The following is a 17,889-nucleotide window of genomic DNA, read 5'->3' as shown; positions in this document are numbered from 1 at the left end:
ATCAGGAAGAACATGCCATCCTATTCAAAGTATAATTGCATTGTCGTGCAGTCAGGAGCGGATGATATTACCACCTGCCTCGCTGATGGCCGCCAGGCTCTCATCATCGAAACGGCTGTCTGTGATAATGGTATCCAGCTCATTCAGCTGACAGATGGTTTTCATGCTGGAAGCGCCAAACTTGCTGGAGTCTGCCAGCAGTACACTGCGGGCTGCACGTTCCAGCATCTTGCGACGAATAAAGTAATGGTCGGTAGACGCAGTAGTCATACCGTGTTGCAGACTCCAGCTGTTGGTTGCCAGAAAGGCAACGTCAGCATTAATGCTGTCCAGGAAGGACAGGGCCGTTGTGTCACAGTGAGCCTTGGTAATGGCACTGACCAGTCCCCCCGTCGTGTAGACCTTGGCGGTTGAAGAGTCTGACAATTGCAGAGCAATTTTCAGGTCGGGCGTAATAATGGTGACCTTCATGCGCATCAACAGCTTGGCCAGGGCCATGGTACTTGTGCCAGCATCCAGCAGAATGATCTGTCCTTCCTTAACCAGATTGAGGGCCTCGTGAGCAATGGACTTTTTCTCTTCAATGTTGACGGCGTTCTTCTTTTCGTAGGGGATATCCTCCATAAGGAAGCTTTTAGATACCGCACCGCCATAGGTGACGCGCAATTTGTCTTCCTGCTCCAGGGTTCGTATGTCGCGACGAATAGTCATCTGGGAAACATCGAATTTCTCCGCCATCTCTTCGATGTTGGCACAGCCTTTCTCTTCAACATAAGACAAAATGTGCTCTCGACGCTCAACGGGAAGCATACCTGGACCTCTTGAATCATTGTGTATCTGTTATTAACGCCTCTCAGGGAGCTCTGGGGCGTAGTACTGGTTCGTGCTGCCGATATAGAGACAAGGCAATCAGAACAGCTAAAATTCACTGGCAGATTATATGGCAGAATTTGTTCAGTTTCTTCCCCAGATATACCTATATGGTTAAAAAAGAGACGAGTTTTGATTCAGGCATCAGGCTTTGTCCTGACTGTGATCTGATGATAAATACCCCGGTCTTCAATCATGACCCGGCCTGTCGGCAGCAGGCTGTATGCCCCCGATGCGGCTGTGTGCTGGAGTCTCACCGCCCTGCAGGTATCCAGAGTTGTCTGGCTCTGGTTGTGACTGGCTTAATTCTGTTTATACCGGCCAATTATTACCCTGTTCTATCCATGGATATTCTGGGAAATGAGCAGCAAAGCACGATTTGCGGAGGTGTTGCTGCTCTCTATCAAGGGGATTATGGTGCTATAGCTTTGCTGGTGCTCCTGTCTGCCATACTGATCCCTCTGTTTCGCCTTTTGATTCTGCTTAAAATCATTGTATCTGCCATCACTAGCCGGGGGCGCAGAATATCCAGAAGTTTGCTGAGACTTTATACACGCCTGCAAGAGTGGGGCATGACGGAAATCTATTTTCTGGGTGCGCTGGTCGCGGTCATCAAACTGGCAGATATGGCCAGCGTGCAGATAGGTACAGGGTTATATTGCTTTGCCGGACTAATGCTCTGCGAACTGATTATTGCCCAGAACCTGAACGAGCATGAGATCTGGACAATGCTGGGAGAGGATGAATGACTGCATCGGATTCGGAGCAACCTGGCCCGATGTCCAGCGGTGCTGATTGTGGGATAAAACTCTGTCTGGATTGCCACAGGGTTTGTCAGGCAGAAGATGTCCGGTGTCCCCGTTGTGGCAGTAAAGTGCGATCCAGAAAAAAAGACAGCCTGTCCCGTTGTTGGGCTCTAACCCTCACCGCCGCGCTGCTCTACATACCTGCAAACATGCTGCCGATAATGATCGTAAGTCGTTTTGGGCGCAGCAGGCCGGATACGATCATGTCGGGGGTTATGGAACTGATACATCATGGTATGGCACCCATTGCGCTGCTGGTTTTTACAGCGAGTATCCTGGTCCCTTTGATGAAACTTTTGGGCATGGTATGGCTGCTGGTTTGTGTGCATACAAGAAGGATCAACCCGGGTCGTCAGACTGCCTTGTATCGATTGATTATCTGGATTGGCCGCTGGTCCATGCTGGATATTTTTATTATTTCCCTTCTCGTCGCACTGGTGCAGTTCGGGCACCTGGGCACTGTCACGGCGGGTCCTGCGGCTTTTGCGTTTGCTGCAGTGGTGGTGTTGACCATGTGCGCGGCAATGAGTTTTGACCCCAGATTGCTTTGGGACCGGTCAAGGCCGTTCAGTCTGAAAGGAGATCAACAATGAGCGATGAAAAGATCGCTGTGAACGCTGATCTGAAAGAGCGTCGTCGTGTTCCGGCTATCTGGCTGCTGCCCCTGATTGCTCTGATGATAGTTGCCTTTCTGATCTGGAGAACACTTTATCAACACGGTCTGGAAGTTCACGTTCATTTTGACAGTGCCAAAGGCATGCAAGTAGGCAAAACAGAAGTCAGGTACAACGGTTTGGCGGTAGGTAAAGTTGCTCGAATGACCATGACGAAAGACCTTGAAGGTGTCGATGTCGAGCTGGAAATGGATCGGCAGATGCAGAAATATCTCAGAGATAACAGTCAGTTCTGGCTGGTTCAGCCCCAACTTTCTGTAGCGGGCGTGTCCGGTCTGGATACTCTGGTCTCTGGCAACTACATCGCTTTTAAGCCCTCCGAGAAGGGGGAAAGGCAGCTATCCTTCCTGGCGCTGAATTCACCACCCACGCCGGGCATAGAAGAAGGTGGGCTGAGCCTGGTACTTCAGGCTGAGGAGTTGTCCTCTGTGCAGGAGGGAAGTCCGGTCTATTATCGCCGTCTGAAGGTTGGCGAAGTGACTCGTTACGCTCTCTCCCCGGATAACGAAAGAGTCGATGTCCATGTTTACATCAAACCGATGTTCACTCATCTGGTAAGAAAAAATACCCGTTTCTGGAATGCGGGAGGGGTGGATATTTCCGGAGGTCTGACGCACCTGAAGGTCAGAACCCAGTCGTTGATTTCCATTATCCAGGGCGGGGTCGCTCTTTACACTCCGGAATGGGAGGAAAAAGAACCGAAAGCATCCGATGGCACCCGCTTTCCTTTGTACGACGATTATGACGCAGCGGAAGCGGGAATTCGTATTTCTATTAAGTTCCCTCTGGATGTCGCTCTTGGCCAGGAAAAATCAAAAATACTGTTTCATGGTATGGAAGTGGGCGTTATCAAGAATACGTCGTTTAATGAGGATTACTCAGCCATTATTGCCGAGGCCGTTATTCGTCCTGAAGCCAGGAGCATTCTGGTAAAAGGTGCCCGTTTCTGGATGGTGGCACCACAAATAAACCTCAAAGGCATCACCGGCCTGGAGACCTTATTGGCTGGCCGCTATATCGCTATGGATGTCAGTCAGGTTGATATGAAAAATGCCGAACCGGAAACAGATTTTATGGGTCTGGCCACCAAGCCTCCGGCTTCACCATCTTCTCCGGGCTTACACCTTGAGCTCAGGGCTGACTCACTTGAAGGTCTGAATCAGGGTAGCCCTGTCCTCTACAGAAAAATGCCTGTTGGTGAAGTGGAGTCCTACACGCTGGGAAAACAGGAAGTGGTGATCAAAATATTGATCAAGCCCAAATATCAACATCTCGTGAATAAAAGCACGCTTTTCTGGAATATCAGCGGTGTAACTCTGGAAGGTGGGTTGCAGGGATTCAAAGTCAGGACAGGAACACTCAACTCTATGATTTCAGGAGGCATTGCATTTAAAACCCCAAACCCTGATGCAGCCAAAGTTGCCAATAAAACCAGGTTTGTTTTGTATGACGATATTAACCGGGCAAGTGAAACCGGCAAGGTGATACATATTCAATTTGAATCGGCGGATGGCCTTCAGGTAGGTACACGACTGAAGTACAAGGGTCTGGAGATGGGAAAGGTGACAGAACTTAATCTGGATGATGCCAAAAAAGCCATAAAAGCCAGCGTCTTACTCAATGGAGGCGCTGATTGGCTGGCTCGCAAAGGTTCCAGGTTCTGGCTGGTTAAACCTAAACTGGGTCTCACCAACACAGCTCACCTGGAAACCTTGTTGACAGGTCTTTATATCGACGTGTCGCCAGCACGCTCCCAGGCTGCTGCCAAGCGTGATGTTTTTGTTGCAGACCCAAGAGCGCCTGATGATCAGCCTCGTTCTGGTGGTCTGCGTATTCGCTTGGTCAGTGCTCAGCTGGGTTCCATTAAACCGGGTAATCCCGTTTATTACCGGGAGATTCCGGTAGGCGTGGTTACCGGATTCAAGTTGGGTAACCCTGCCAACAAAGTCATTATTTTTCTCAACATCGAAGATCGCTACGCGCCGCTGGTAACCCATAAAAGCCGATTCTGGAATGCCAGTGGCGTGGATTTCAATTTTGGTTTGTTCAGTGGTGCCAGGCTTCGAACGGAATCCCTCGAAGCGGTTCTGGCGGGTGGCGTTGCCTTTGCGACGCCGGAGCAGGGACACAGGGTTGCTCCTGAAACTTCGTTCGAGCTGGCGGATGAACCGCAAGCTGAATGGCTGAAATGGGCTCCTGCCATCGTCTACCCTGAATAGCTCCAGAACGATTATTTGCATCTTTTTCTCATGCAGGCATCATAGAAAACTGTTTAAACAATAATACTGACAGCAGGAAGCCATTGCAGTCTATTCATAGCCAGGTTTCCAATTATAAAGAAGAACACTGATGTACCTGCATACCCTTGCTCCCCGGTTTTGTGAGACAGATGCCCTCGGGCATATCAATAACACGGTTCTGCCCGTCTGGTTTGAACAGGCCAGAGAGCCGATTTGTCGTCTGTTTACTCCCGGTCTCGATACAGAAAGCTGGCGACTGATTATTGCCAGAATTGAAGTGGATTATACTGCAGAGCTAAAGTACGGGGCTGACGTCGAGATCAGAACCTGTCTTGAAAAGGTGGGTAATTCATCCATGCATATCCATCATGAAGCCTGGCAGAACAACGTTCTGGCGGCACGTGGCAAGGCGGTGGTGATTCATTATGATTTTGCAGCCGGAAAAGCGACTTCCATTCCTGAAGATATCCGGCAAGCGTTGTTAGAGCACGTTCAGTAATGACTGATGTCTTTGAAATCAGGGCCGGTTCCACAGCTCTGGAAAAAATACGAGATGAAGGTCTTCCCCAGTCCGGTATTGATATCATGCTGGGGGCTTCAGGCGGCCCCAAATGGTTCGTGTTAACAGGTCTGGACAAGTGTCTGATCGGTGAATATTTTAAAGACAGACAGCAGCCCCTGAACCTCTTAGGCACGTCTGCGGGAGCGTGGCGCCTCAGTTGTTATGCTCAGGAAAATGCCCTCGAAGCTCACCACCGGCTTGAACAGGGTTACTTGCTGACAGAGTATTCAATAGAGCCAGATGCTGCGGAGGTCAGCCGAAAGTGCCGGGTTCTGGCCCGGGACATGTTGGGTGAGAATGGAGCAAACGAGATTCTTGCCAATGGGGTCATAAGATTTAACCTGATTGCAGCCAAGAGCCGGGGGCTTATCAAAAGCGATGTGAACCTGAAACAGCTCTCGGGACTCAGCCTTGCAGCAATCGGCAATACATTCAGCCGCAAAACACTGGGGGCTTTTTTTACCAGAACGCTTTTCCATCATCCTGATGCCAATGCTCCGTTCTACAAAATGGACAACCTGCCAACAGAGAGGGTTTCTTTATCCGAAGAGAATATGCTGGATGTCATTATGGCTTCCGGATCAATTCCTCTGGCGATGGAAGGGGTGCGGAATATTGCCGGTGCCCCGAAAGGTGTGTATCGGGATGGCGGCATCACAGACTACCATTTTGACATGGCATTTCCGAAGGGAGAGGGCCTGATTCTTTACCCTCACTTCTATCAACGAATCGTGCCTGGCTGGTTTGATAAAAGCCTGAGGTGGCGAAAACCGGCCATTGAACACTGTGACAAGCTGGTTTTGGTGTACCCTTCTGAATCCTTTGTCAGCAAACTTCCCTATGGCAAAATTCCGGACAGAACCGATTTTAAAACCTTTTCTTTTGATGAAAGGGTTAAGTACTGGCAAAAAGTCATTAAAGAAAGTGACAGATTGGGAGACGCTTTTCTGGAAGCTATCGAAACAGGAAAGATTCGACAGAAAGTGAAACCTCTTTAAGAAGAGAGGTCAGAATGGCACCGAAAGTCATAGTTTACCATTCAAAGGAATCAGCAGAACAAACGTCTTCTGGCTCCCGAACCTGTGATGATTGCGCTTATTGTTTTATTCCACTATCAACGGCAACTTCACTGACGGGAAGACCAAGATAAAGCGAAGGGTTGTGATAGATTTCACACGATACAGGGCGATCTCCGTCATTCTGAATATACGATTGAGGGCTCATAAAAAAGTGTAAAGATAAATCTGCATTGTGCTCGTTTTCACTGACTACATTCATAATGGCTGTGAGTGCATTCGTTAAATTACTGTGTTGATTATTAAAATGCAGTGGCAGAGGCAGGTGTAGATCATTAAAAAGCATTGCTGGGGTTCCCCATACCAGATGAACATTGGTAGACTCTGAACAGCTGCTGCAAGGATTGAAGGCTTCTGGAATAATAGCTGCAAGCATCACCGGCGTGACTGTGCCAGCGGCAGCCTGATTACCCGCATCGGCCACCGCCATTCGAGTAACGATCAGCTGTATCATATTTCCTTCCTGAATAGCTTGAAAAACAGCAGTAAGATCGAACATCAGTGAGGCGTTCTGAAACTCAGCAGTGAGTAGGTGAGTCATTCCCATATATGACAGGTCCGGCCATTGAGATGGGTCTATTTTCGCCGCTCTTTCACGAGACAATGCTTCTACCCTGACATGGATTGGCGTCTTTAACATTACTGTCTGTCCGGCTCCCGCACTACGCGCTGCCAGATACATTTTTTCCAGGAACTTCATCTGCTTTTGCTTCTGCTCCACCATTTCAAATAGCTTTGGCAGACGTTCCTGATCCCCCTCATCCAACGTAAAATTGACATGATCTATCTCTCTGAGATTGCTCATATCTACAAGATTAGAAGCAATTAGCTCAGCCAATCCCTTGGTAGATGCATCGCCATCTTCTTCTGTTTCTGCACGCTGGATAGCATCAATAACCCTGCCTCGGACTTTAACCTTGACAATCAACGAATCACCATTTTCACCCTTCTCTACTGACGAGAATCTATAGGGTATCGGATCAAACGCCTCGGGATCAGGTATCTCAGAGTTCGTTGCTCCGGTGGTGTTTTTAGCTGCAGAGCTTTTTATATCTTCATCAGCAGAGGATGACGGACCGGAAGGAGGAGAAGTAGAGTTCCCGGAATCACAGGTTCGGCAGAAAAGCTCTTTGCCGCACCTCTTACAGGTACAGGGGGAAGCCAGCACTTGCGCGCTAAGTAACAAAACAAATAAAGAAAGCCATCTCGATTGATGAATAAAATAATGATGCATATCCCAATTCGCCCTTAATAAAAAAACGAATATGAGCATAGACTAAAATTTTGCACTGCAAGCCAGGGCATTTCTTAAAGAAAGGCAAGCTCAGACCAAACCGATAATATGACAGCTCGCCCAGGATCAGAGGTCAGTTTATGATGCGGTCAAACCGCACTGTCAGAATCAGCAGAACAAACGTCTTCTGACGCCTGAGTCTGTGATGATTGCATTTATAAGTACCTAACCAGTTGGTTTCACATATTCTGGACGGCGGCTTTTTCCATCCTTCTGCGTTCCAACTCTGGTTGCGTAGCTATGGCTACGCGCCCGCCGTTGCGCCTTGAAGGATGAAAAAATCCACTCGCAAGAATATGCGAAACCAACTGGCCAGGTACTTAGTCTTGTTACATCTTCGCTGAAAATGCACTATCGGGAAGATTACGATTAATCGAATGTTCGATATCGGGGATTGATGATAGAGGATCTTCGTTATTCTGAATATACGTTTGAGGAGCCACAAAAAAGTGTAAAGATAAATCAGCATTTTGCTCGTATTCACTGGCCACATTCATAATCGCTGTGAGTGCATCCATTAAATCATGTTGATTAAAACGCAGTGGCGGGGGCAGGTTCTCATCATGATAAATCATTGGCAGGGCTCCCCATACCAGATGAACATTCGGAGACTCTGCTTGATCACGGCGCTGAGTGGGGTCTTCAATAAGAGCTGCAAGCATCACGGGCGTGACTGTGCCAGCGGCAGCCTGATTGCCCTCATCTGCAGCCGCCATTCGGGTAATGATCAGCTGTATCATATTTCCCTCCTGAATAGCCTGAAAAACAGCAGTAAGGTCGAACATCAGTGAGGCGTTCTGAAACTCAGCAGTGAGCAGGTGAGTCATTCCCATATACGACAGGTCCGGCCATTGAGATGGGTCTATATTCGCGGCTCTTTCACGAGTCAGAGCATCTACTCTTTCATGGATTGTCCACCTTCTAAACGTTATTGCTCGTTCGTCTTCTGCACCAAGCGCTGCCAGATACATTTTTTGCAAGAACTCGATCTGCTTTTGCTTTTGCTCCACCATCTTAAATAGCTTTGGCAGACGTTCCTGATCCCCCTCCTCCAACTCAAAATTGACATGATTTATCCCTTTGATGATATTGCGCATATCTACAAGATTAGAAGCCATTTGCTCAGCAAATGCCATGGCACATGCATCGCCATCTTCTTCTGTTTCCGCCCTTTCGATATCATCAATAGCCCAGTCTCTGATTTTAAATTGAACTATCAACGTGTCATCATTTTCCCTCTTTACCGACAAGAATCTATAGGGTTTCAGATATAACTCCACGGAATTAGGTGTCTCAGAGTTCGTTGCTCCGGTGGTTTTAGCTGCAGAGCTTTTCATGTCCTCATCAGCAGAGGATGACGGACCAGAAGGTGGAGAAGTAGAGTTCCCGGAATCACAGGTTCGGCAGAACACCTCTTTGCCGCACCTCTTACAGGTACCGGGTGCAGCCAGCACTTGCACGCTAAGTAACAAAACAAATAAAGAAAGCCATCTCGATTGATGAATAAAATAATGATGCATATCTCAATTCGCCCTTAATAAAAAAACGAATATGAGCATAGACTAAAATTTTGCACTGCAAGCCAGGGAATTTCTTAAAGAAAGGCAAGCTCAGACCAAACCGATAATATGACAGCTCGCCCAGGATCAGAGGTCAGTTTATGATGCGGTCAAACCGCACTGTCAGAATCAGCAGAACAAACGTCTTCTGACGCCTGAGTCTGTGATGATTGCATTTATAGTCTTGTTACATCTTCGCTGAAAATGCACTATCGGGAAGATTACGATTAATCGAATGTTCGATATTGAGGATTGATAATAGAGGATCTTCGTTATTCTGAATATACGTTTGAGGAGCCACAAAAAAGTGTAAAGATAAATCAGCATTTTGCTCGTATTCACTGACCACATTCATAATGGCTGTGAGTGCATTCATTAAATTACTATGTTGATTATTAAAATGCAGTGGCAGAGGCAGGTGTATATCATTAAAAAGCATTGCTGGGGTTCCCCATACCAGATGAATATTCGTGGACTCTGAACAGCTGCTGTAACGATTGAAGGCTTCTGGAATAATAGCTGCAAGCATCACCGGCGTGACTGTGCCAGCGGCAGCCTGATTGCCCTCATCTGCTGCAACCGTTTGAGTAATGATCAGCTGTATCATATTTCCTTCCTGAATAGTTTGAAAAACAGCAGTAAGATCGATCATCAGTGAGGCGTTCTGAAACTCAGCAGTGAGCAGGTGAGTCATTCCCATATATGACAGGTCTGGCCATTGAGATGGGTCTATTTTCGCCGCTCTTTCACGAGACAGAGCCTCTACCCTAAAATGGATTGGCGTCTTTAACATTAGTGTCTGTCCGGCTCCCGCACTGCACGCTGCCAGATACATTTTTTCCAGGAACTCCATCTGCTTTTGCTTTTGCTCCACCATCTCAAATAGCTTTGGCAGACGTTCCTGATCCCCCTCATCTAACTTAAAATTGACATGATCTATCCCTCTGATATTGCTCATATCTACAAGATTAGAAGCAATTAGCTCAGCCAATCCCTTGGAAGATGCATTGCCATCTTCTTGTGTTTCTGCACGCTGGATAGCATCAATAACCCTACTTTGGACTTTAACCTGGACAATCAACGAATCACCATTTTCACCCTTCTCTACCGCCGAGAATCTATAGGGTATCGGATCAAACGCCTCGGGATCAGGTATCTCAGAGTTCGTTGCTCCGGTGGTGTTTTTAGCTGCAGAGCTTTTCATATCTTCATCAGCAGAGGATGACGGACCAGAAGGTGAAGTAGAGTTCCCGGAATCACAGGTTCGGCAGAAAAGCTCTTTGCCGCACCTCTCACAGGTACAGGGGGAAGCCAGCACTTGCACGCTAAGTAACAAAACAAATAAAGAAAGCCATCTCGATTGATGAATAAAATAAAGATGCATATACCAATGCGCCCTTAATAAAAAAACGAATATGAGCATAGACTAAAATTTTGCACTGCAAGCCAGGGCATTTCATAAAGAAAGGCAAGCTCAGCCCGAACCGATAATACGACAGCTCGCCCAGGATCAGAGGTTAGTATGCGGTCAAACCGCACTGTCAGACTCAGCAGAACAAACGTCTCCTGACTCCTGAGTCTGTGAGGATTGCATTTAGTAAGTACCTAACCAGTTGGTTTCACATATTCTGGACGGCGGCTTTTTCCATCCTTCTGCGTTCCAACTCTGGTTGCGTAGCTACGGCTACGCGCCCGTCGTTGCGCCTTGAAGGATGAAAAAATCCACTCGCCAGAATATGCGAAACCAACTGGCCAGGTACTTAGTCTTATTACATCTTCGCTGAAAATGCGCTATCGGGAAGATTACGATTAATCGAATGTTCGATATTGGGGATTGATAATAGAGGATCTTCGTTATTCTGAATATACGTTTGAGGCGTCGTAAAAAAGTGTAAAGATAAATCAGCATTTTGCTCGTATTCACTGACCACATTCATAATGGCTGTGAGTGCATCCATTAAATCATGTTGATTAAAGCGCAGTGGCGGGGGCAGGTTCATATCATTATAAATCATTGGCGGGGTTCCCCATACCAGATGAATATTCGAAGACTCTGTTTGTTCACGGCGCCAAAAGAGGGCTTCTGGAATAAGAGCTGCAAGCATCACCGGCGTGACTGTGCCAGCGGCAGCCTGATTGCCCTCATCTGCAGCCGCCATTCGGGTAATGATCAGCTGTATCATATTTCCTTCCTGAATAGCTTGAAAAGCAGCAGTAAGATCGAACATCAGTGAGGCGTTCTGAAACTCAGCAGTGAGCAGGTGAGTCATTCCCATATACGACAGGTTTGGCCATTGAGATGGGTCTATATTCGCGGCTCTTTCACGAGTCAGAGCCTCTAATCTTTTATGGATTGTACTCCTTCGCATTATTGTCCGTTCGACTTCTGAACCATGCGCTGCCATAAACATTTTTTTCGAGAACTCGATCTGCTTTTGCTTTTGCCCCACCATCTCAAATAGCTTTGGCAGACGTTCCTGATCCCCCTCATCCAACTTAAAATTCACATGATCTATCTTGCTGTGATTGCCAATAGCTACAAGCTTAGAAGCAATTAGCTCAGCCAATGACTTGGTACATGCATCGCCTTCTTTCTCTACTGCTGCCCGCTCGATAGCATCAATAACACTCTCTCGGACTTTAACTTGAACAATCAACGAATCACCATTTTCACCTTTCTCTACCGACGAGAATCTGTAGGCTGGCAGATAAAACTCTTCGAGATCAGGTCTCTCAGAGTTCGTTGCTCCGCTGGTGTTTTTAGCTGCAGAGCTTTTCATATCTTTATAAGCACAGGATGACGGACCAGAAGGTGTAGAAGTAGAGTTCCCGGAATCACAGGTTCGGCAGAAAAACTCTTTGCCGCACCTCTCACAGGTAAAAGGTGCAGCCAGCACCTGTGCGCTAAGTAACAAAACAAATAAAGAAAGCCATCTCGATTGATGAATAAAATAATGATGCATACACTAATTCGCCTTTAATAAAAAAACGAATTTGAGCATAGACTAAAATTTTGCACTGCAAGCTAGGGAATGTCTTAAAGAAAGGCAAGCTCAGCCCAAACCGATAATATGACAGCTCGCCCGGGATCAGAGATCAGTTTATGATGCGGTCAAACCGCACTGTCAGAATCAGCAGAACAAACGTCTTCTGACTTCTGAGTCTGTGATGTTGACACTGATTGTCTTATTCCAGCGTCACAGTGGCTTATCATTGGCAAATCCGGCAACAGGAAGATTAGGATTAATCGAACTTTCGATATCGGAGATTGATGTCAGAGGATCTTCGTTATCCTGAATATACGTTTGAGGGATCAGAAAAAAGTGCAAGGATAAATGAGCATTGTGCTCGTTTTCATCAAGCACTTTCATAATAGCTATGAGTACGTTCATTAAATTATGTTGACTAACACGCACTGGCCGGGGCCCCATTAACAGGTGCATATCCGAAGACTCTGTATGATCGTTCATAGTGGGGGCTGGAATAATAGATCCAAGCATCGTAGGTCTGGCTTTGCCTGCGGCAGCCTGGTTGCTCTCATCTGTCACTGTTCGAGTAATGATCAGCTGTACCATATCTCCTTCCTGAATAGCCTTAAAAACAGAAGTAAGATCCATCATCAGTCGGGAATTCTGAAACCCAGCACTGAGCAGGTGAATCATTCCCGTATCTGACGGGATTGGCCATTGAGATAGCGCTATTTTCCCCGCTCTCTGATGAGTCAAAGCCTCTGCCCTCTCATGGATTGGTATCCTTTTTGTTTCTTCAGCTCCTGCACAAAGCTGTGCCTGATGTAGTCTTGGAAAAATCGTCATCTTATTTTTCTGCTGATCCCGCAACACCATTCGCTCTTGCATTTGATCACGCATCTCCACGGTATCAACTATCATATGATCGGTATTGGTGCTGCGAGCAATGGTTAACAGATTCTCAGCAATTGTCTTGGCAAATTCCCTGGCAAATGCATTGCCTCCTTCCCCCTCGGCAGCAGCCACAGCCGCTTCACTGATTTCAACTTGACTCATCAACGCATTTCCTTCCTTCAATAACAAGACGCTATACCTCGACGTATTCAAATCAGGGGAATCAGGTATCTCATCGTTCGTTGCTCCGGTGGCGTTCTTTCCGGCTGCAGAGCTTTTTAAATCTTCATCAGCGGAGGATGACGGACCAGAAGGCGCAGACGCAGACTTTCCGGAATCACAGTTTTGACAGAACATTTGCCCATCTTCACCGGGCTCGCTCTCTTTGCCGCAATTCTTACAGGGGGTAGCCGACACTTGCAGGCTAAACAACAAAACAGATAAAAAGAGCCATTGCGATAGATGAATAAAATTATGATGCATATCTCAATCTGCCTTTAATAGAAAAACGAATCTGGGCTTAGACTAAAATTTTTCTTTTCCAGTCAGAAAGCTTCTTAAAGAAAGGCTAGTCCTGCCTAACCCGATGATATGAGGGCGCTTCCGGGATCTGAGGTCAATTTATGATGTGGTCAAATCGCGTCATCAGAACAAACATCTTCTGACTCCTGAGTCTGTGATGGTTGCAGTTATTGTCTTATTCCAGCGTCACAACTGATCAGTGGCAGATCCGCTATCGGGAAGATTACGATTGATCCAATCTTCGATATTGGAGGATGGCAGTAGAGGATCTTCGTCGGGTGGAATAGACGTTTGTGGGATCAAATGAAAGTGTAGAGATGCATCATTATTGTGCGAGTTTTCAGCAACTACCTCCATGGTGGCTGTGAGTACGCTCATTAGGTTTTGTTGATTTACACGCAGCGGCTGCTGGGTTCCGATGAACAGGTGCATATCTGTAGACTCTGCATCACCCTCCGTAGCAGGGTCTGGAATAATAGCTCCATGAATCTCCAGCAGCCTGGTTGTGGCGGCTGCGGCAACCTGATTGCCCGCATCTGCTGCCACCATTTGAGCAGAAATGCTCAGTTGTATCATATCTCCTCTCTGAATAACCTGAAAAACAGAAGCAGGATCCATCGCCAGTTGTGAATTCTGAAACCCGACACTGAGCAGATAAACCTTTTTCATATATGACATGTTCGACGATTTAAATCGGTTTTCTTTCGAGTGTCTCTTACGGATCAAAGCTCTTACCTTTTCATGGATTGGCATCCTTTCTGTCTCTGTAGCTCCTGCACTAAGTTCTGCCTGATGCAGCCTTTGCATCATCTCCGGCTGTGCTTGCAGCGGAGCCCACGAGTCCATCAACTCTTTCCACAGCTCCCTGAACTCTAAAATGTTCGTCTTGTCCTGAGCAGGTATCTCATCGTTTGTTGCTTCGGTGGCCTTCTTTTCGGCGGCAGAGCTTTTCAAACCTTCATCAGAGAAGGATGGCGGATCATGGGGTGGAGAAGCAGACTTTCCGGAATCACAGGTTTGGCAGAACATTTGCCCATCTTTACCGGGCTCGCTCTCTTTGCCGCAAAGCTTACAGTGGGTAGCCGACACTTGCAGGCTAAATAACAAAACAGATAAAAAGAGCCATCGCGATTGATGAATAAAATCATGATGCATATCTCAATCCGCCTTTAATAGAAAAACGAATCTGAGCTTAGACTAAAAATTTTCCTTCACAGCCGGAAAATTTCTTAAAGAAAGGCTCGTCCCGTCCGGCCCGATGATTTGAGGGGCTCTTCCGGGAGCGAAGGTTAATTCATGATGTGGTCAAATCACGTCATCAGAACAAACGTCTTCTGATTCCTGAGTCTGTGATGATTGCACTTATTGTCCTCTCACAGCTTCGGTGACAATGCGCTATCAGGAAGATTACGATTAATCGAATGTTCGATATCGGGGATTGATGATAGAGGATCTTCGTTAATCTGAATATTGATTTGAGGGCTTAGAAAAAAGTATAAAGATAAATCGGCACCGTGCTCGTATTCACCAGCCACCTCCTTAGCGGCTATGAGTATGTTCATTAAATTTTGTTGATTAACATGCAGTGGCTGCTGGGTCCCGATTAACACGTGCATATCCATAGACACTGTATCATCGTCTGTAGCAGGAGCTGGCATAATTGCGCCAAGCATGAACAGCCTGGTTGTGCCTGCGGCAGCCTGATTACCCTCATCTGCTGCCACCCTTTGAGTAACGATAAGCTGTATCATATTTCCTTCCTGGATAGCCCGAAAAACAGAAGTAAGATCCATCATCAGCAGGTCATTCTGATACTTAATACTGAGCAGGAGAGTCATTCCCGCATCTGACAGGTCTGGCCATTGAGATGGGTCTATTTTCGTGGCTCTTTCGCGAGTCAAAGCTATTGCCTTTTCATGGATTGGCATCTTTTCTTTCTCTATAGCGCCTGAACCAAGCGCTGCCTGATGCAGTTTTTGCATCATCTCCTGCTGCTCTTGCAGCTGATCCCGCACCTCCATCTGCTTGAAGTCACGTATAAAAAATGCCAGGGAGTTATGCAGTTCTTGATTATCCTGCACCTCTAACTGCTTTTGAAAGTGACGTATAAAAAATGCCAGGGACTTATGCAGATGTTGATGATCTCGCCTCTCCTTTTTCTGATGACAGTGATGCTCCTCCTTGAAACTGATGTCCAGCTGATTCACCTTCAGGTTTCTGGCAATCTTTGCCATATTCTGAGCAAGTACTTTAGCAAGTGACTTGGCATATGCATTGCCATCTTTTCGCTCAAAAGCATCTACAGTCCTGTCACTGACTTCAACTTGAACATTCAACAGATCTTCATTTTCATCACTCATTACCCAGATCCCGAAGGGTGACGAATCTGACTCTGAGTGAGCAGATAACTCATCGTTCGTCGCCTCAGTGGCATTCATTCTGGCTGCGGATCTTTTCAAACCTTTATCAATAGTGGATAACGGACTGGGAGGTGGAGAAGTAAGTTTCCCGGAATCACAGGTTCGGCAGAACATTTGCCCATCCTTACCGGGTTCACTCTCTTTGCCGCAATTCCTGCAGGGGGTAGCCAGCACTTGCAGGCTAAATAATAAAACAGATAAAAAGAGCCATCTCGATTGATGAATAAAATAAGGATGCATATCTCAATCAGCCCTTAATAAGAAACGAATGTGAGCATAGACTAAGTATTCAACCATACGAAATCATATTTTCTGAATTATTGTTCAGGCACTCTGACTACGTTGCAACTTGCAGAAAGGCCAGTCCCGCCCAACCATCCCGTCAGCATAGAACAGAGTCATCAGAACAAACGTCTTCTGACTCCTGAGTCTGTGATGATTGCACTGATAGTCTTGTTACAGCTTCGGCGACAATGCGCTATCGGGAAGATTACGATTAATCGAATGTTCGATATCGGGGATTGATAATAGAAGATCTTCGTTATCCTGAATATACGCTTGGGGGGGCAGAAAAAAGTGTAAGGATAAATTGTGCTCGTTTTCAGCGAGTATATTCATAATGGCTGTAAGTGTGTTTATTAAATTATCTTGATTAACATGCAGTGGCAGGGTTCCCAATAACAGATGCATATTTATAGGCACTGTTTGAGCGTTCATAAAAGGGTTTGGAATAATAGCGCCATGCATCACGGGCATCACGGGCATCACTGTGCCTGCTTCAGCCTGATTGCCTTCATCTGCTACCGTCGTTTGAGTAACGATCAGCTGTACCATATTTCCTTGCTGAATAGCGTTAAAAACAGAAGTAAGATCGATCGTCAGTGGTGAATTCTGAAACTCAGCACTGAGCAGGTGAGCCATTCCCATATCTGACAAGTCCGGCCATTGAGATGGGTCTATTTCCGCAGCTATTTTACGACTCAGAGATTCTGCCTTTTCATGGATTGGTGTCTTTATTAGTCTCACTGAAACAGTATCTTCACTAAGCAACGCCTGATGCAGTTTTAACAAGAACTTCAACTGCGTTTGCCTCAGCTTTAACCTCCCCAATTGCTTTTGCCCTTGCCCCGCTACCTCCAATAGCTTTTGTGCTTGCTCCACTATTCCCAACAGGTTTTGCAGACGGTCCCTATCCTCCCGCTTATCCAATAACGTTGGGGAGCCTCCCTCTTCCCGCTCAACTTTCAGAACATCCAACTTAATGAGATCGTAAAGATCTATGAGATTCAGAGCAATTAGATCTGCCAATGTGGCATACACATCGTAATCGTCATCTTCCCGCTCAAATTTCAGAATATCCAACTTAATGAGATCGTAAAGATTTATGAGATCCAGAGCAATTAGCTCAGCTAATGTGGCATGCAAATCGCTATCTTCCCGCTCAGCGGCATAAACAAGCATGCTACCGATTTGAACTCGGGCAATTAACTCATCATTGTCGTCCTTCTCTAAGAACAGGAAATTATAGTTTACCGGATATAACTCGGGAGCAGGTATCTCAGAGTTCGTTGCTCCGCTGGTATTTTGAGCTGCAGAGCTTTTCAGACCTTCATCAGCGGAGGATGACGGATCAGGTGGTGGAAAAGCAGACTTCCAGGAATCACAGGTTTGGCAGAACATTTGCCCATCCTTACCGGGCTCACTTTCTTTGCCGCAATTCCTGCAGGGGGTAGCCAGCACTTGCAGGCTAAATAATAAAACAGATAAAAAGAGCCATCTCGATTGATGAATAAAATAAGGATGCATATCCCAATCAGTCCTTAATAAGAAACGAATGTGAGCATAGACTAAAATTTCGCCTTTCCAGCCAGAAAATCGCTTAAAGAAAGGCCAGTCCCGCCCAACCATCCCGTCAGTATAGAACAGAGTCATCAGAACAAACGTCTTCTGACTCCTAAATGTGTGATGATGGCAGTTATTGTCTTATTCCGACGTCAAAAGGC

Annotated in this window: 14 protein-coding genes; 5 read left to right on the top strand and 9 right to left on the bottom strand. The window is 46.5% G+C overall.

The features are described from left to right. Positions 1–51 precede the first annotated feature (51 nt). Entirely contained in the window at positions 52–810 is a 759-nt protein-coding gene (locus ACO6V5_RS17795) for a DeoR/GlpR family DNA-binding transcription regulator (RefSeq protein ID WP_422136438.1), read from the bottom strand. Between the two features lie 170 nt (positions 811–980). On the opposite strand from ACO6V5_RS17795, the gene ACO6V5_RS17790 reads away from it, so the two are divergent. The 5 genes from ACO6V5_RS17790 to ACO6V5_RS17770 all read left to right on the top strand — a co-directional run bounded on the left by ACO6V5_RS17790 (position 981) and on the right by ACO6V5_RS17770 (position 6,150). Then, positions 981–1,619: a paraquat-inducible protein A gene (locus ACO6V5_RS17790; protein WP_422136439.1), complete on the top strand. Its 639-nt coding sequence runs from the start codon at positions 981–983 to the stop codon at positions 1,617–1,619. Beyond that, positions 1,616–2,269 (top strand): paraquat-inducible protein A, encoded by a 654-nt coding sequence (locus tag ACO6V5_RS17785; RefSeq protein ID WP_422136440.1) that lies wholly within the window; start codon positions 1,616–1,618, stop codon positions 2,267–2,269. The genes ACO6V5_RS17790 and ACO6V5_RS17785 overlap by 4 nt, the downstream gene beginning before the upstream one ends. Next, positions 2,266–4,569 carry an MlaD family protein gene (locus tag ACO6V5_RS17780; protein WP_422136441.1) on the top strand — a complete coding sequence of 768 codons (2,304 nt, stop codon included), beginning with the start codon at positions 2,266–2,268 and terminating at the stop codon, positions 4,567–4,569. The genes ACO6V5_RS17785 and ACO6V5_RS17780 overlap by 4 nt, the downstream gene beginning before the upstream one ends. Before the next feature lie 130 nt (positions 4,570–4,699). Then, complete coding sequence (locus tag ACO6V5_RS17775; RefSeq protein ID WP_422139613.1) at positions 4,700–5,089, top strand: acyl-CoA thioesterase; 390 nt, start codon at positions 4,700–4,702, stop codon at positions 5,087–5,089. Continuing rightward, positions 5,089–6,150, top strand: a complete 1,062-nt coding sequence (locus tag ACO6V5_RS17770) for a patatin-like phospholipase family protein (protein WP_422139614.1) — start codon at positions 5,089–5,091, stop codon at positions 6,148–6,150. The genes ACO6V5_RS17775 and ACO6V5_RS17770 overlap by 1 nt, the downstream gene beginning before the upstream one ends. Positions 6,151–6,247: 97 nt before the next feature. Here the strand turns inward: ACO6V5_RS17770 and ACO6V5_RS17765 are convergent, their stop codons facing one another. The 8 genes from ACO6V5_RS17765 to ACO6V5_RS17730 form a co-directional block, all read right to left on the bottom strand. Further along, positions 6,248–7,462 (bottom strand): hypothetical protein, encoded by a 1,215-nt coding sequence (locus ACO6V5_RS17765; RefSeq protein WP_422136444.1) that lies wholly within the window; start codon positions 7,460–7,462, stop codon positions 6,248–6,250. 389 nt (positions 7,463–7,851) lie between these two features. Then, positions 7,852–9,042 carry a hypothetical protein gene (locus ACO6V5_RS17760; RefSeq protein WP_422136445.1) on the bottom strand — a complete coding sequence of 397 codons (1,191 nt, stop codon included), beginning with the start codon at positions 9,040–9,042 and terminating at the stop codon, positions 7,852–7,854. Positions 9,043–9,268: 226 nt separating this feature from the next. Beyond that, positions 9,269–10,285, bottom strand: a complete 1,017-nt coding sequence (locus ACO6V5_RS17755; protein WP_422411575.1) for a hypothetical protein — start codon at positions 10,283–10,285, stop codon at positions 9,269–9,271. A 565-nt stretch (positions 10,286–10,850) separates the two neighbouring features. After that, on the bottom strand, positions 10,851–12,044 hold the full coding sequence (locus ACO6V5_RS17750) for a hypothetical protein (RefSeq protein WP_422411573.1): 1,194 nt from the start codon (positions 12,042–12,044) through the stop codon (positions 10,851–10,853). Between the two features lie 234 nt (positions 12,045–12,278). After that, positions 12,279–13,427 (bottom strand): hypothetical protein, encoded by a 1,149-nt coding sequence (locus tag ACO6V5_RS17745; RefSeq protein WP_422492134.1) that lies wholly within the window; start codon positions 13,425–13,427, stop codon positions 12,279–12,281. A gap of 225 nt (positions 13,428–13,652) precedes the next feature. Then, positions 13,653–14,621 (bottom strand): hypothetical protein, encoded by a 969-nt coding sequence (locus tag ACO6V5_RS17740; protein ID WP_422136449.1) that lies wholly within the window; start codon positions 14,619–14,621, stop codon positions 13,653–13,655. Positions 14,622–14,839: 218 nt separating this feature from the next. Continuing rightward, the gene (locus ACO6V5_RS17735; protein ID WP_422411732.1) at positions 14,840–16,126 is read right to left on the bottom strand and encodes a hypothetical protein; all 1,287 of its coding nucleotides are present in this window, start codon (positions 16,124–16,126) and stop codon (positions 14,840–14,842) included. A gap of 216 nt (positions 16,127–16,342) precedes the next feature. Beyond that, the gene (locus ACO6V5_RS17730) at positions 16,343–17,818 is read right to left on the bottom strand and encodes a hypothetical protein (protein ID WP_422136451.1); all 1,476 of its coding nucleotides are present in this window, start codon (positions 17,816–17,818) and stop codon (positions 16,343–16,345) included. Positions 17,819–17,889: the final 71 nt, after the last annotated feature.

This window comes from Endozoicomonas sp. ALD068, from assembly GCF_049310145.1.
Taxonomy (GTDB): domain Bacteria; phylum Pseudomonadota; class Gammaproteobacteria; order Pseudomonadales; family Endozoicomonadaceae; genus Endozoicomonas_A.
Note: the sequence above shows the minus strand (reverse complement) of the source record. Positions and strands in the feature narration are given on the sequence as shown.

Coding starts and splice junctions, on each gene's coding strand:
- ACO6V5_RS17795 (WP_422136438.1), bottom strand. CDS start 810: ATGCTTCCCGTTGAGCGTCGAGAGCACATTTTGTCTTATGTTGAAGAG.
- ACO6V5_RS17790 (WP_422136439.1), top strand. CDS start 981: ATGGTTAAAAAAGAGACGAGTTTTGATTCAGGCATCAGGCTTTGTCCT.
- ACO6V5_RS17785 (WP_422136440.1), top strand. CDS start 1,616: ATGACTGCATCGGATTCGGAGCAACCTGGCCCGATGTCCAGCGGTGCT.
- ACO6V5_RS17780 (WP_422136441.1), top strand. CDS start 2,266: ATGAGCGATGAAAAGATCGCTGTGAACGCTGATCTGAAAGAGCGTCGT.
- ACO6V5_RS17775 (WP_422139613.1), top strand. CDS start 4,700: ATGTACCTGCATACCCTTGCTCCCCGGTTTTGTGAGACAGATGCCCTC.
- ACO6V5_RS17770 (WP_422139614.1), top strand. CDS start 5,089: ATGACTGATGTCTTTGAAATCAGGGCCGGTTCCACAGCTCTGGAAAAA.
- ACO6V5_RS17765 (WP_422136444.1), bottom strand. CDS start 7,462: ATGCATCATTATTTTATTCATCAATCGAGATGGCTTTCTTTATTTGTT.
- ACO6V5_RS17760 (WP_422136445.1), bottom strand. CDS start 9,042: ATGCATCATTATTTTATTCATCAATCGAGATGGCTTTCTTTATTTGTT.
- ACO6V5_RS17755 (WP_422411575.1), bottom strand. CDS start 10,285: ATGAAAAGCTCTGCAGCTAAAAACACCACCGGAGCAACGAACTCTGAG.
- ACO6V5_RS17750 (WP_422411573.1), bottom strand. CDS start 12,044: ATGCATCATTATTTTATTCATCAATCGAGATGGCTTTCTTTATTTGTT.
- ACO6V5_RS17745 (WP_422492134.1), bottom strand. CDS start 13,427: ATGCATCATAATTTTATTCATCTATCGCAATGGCTCTTTTTATCTGTT.
- ACO6V5_RS17740 (WP_422136449.1), bottom strand. CDS start 14,621: ATGCATCATGATTTTATTCATCAATCGCGATGGCTCTTTTTATCTGTT.
- ACO6V5_RS17735 (WP_422411732.1), bottom strand. CDS start 16,126: ATGCATCCTTATTTTATTCATCAATCGAGATGGCTCTTTTTATCTGTT.
- ACO6V5_RS17730 (WP_422136451.1), bottom strand. CDS start 17,818: ATGACTCTGTTCTATACTGACGGGATGGTTGGGCGGGACTGGCCTTTC.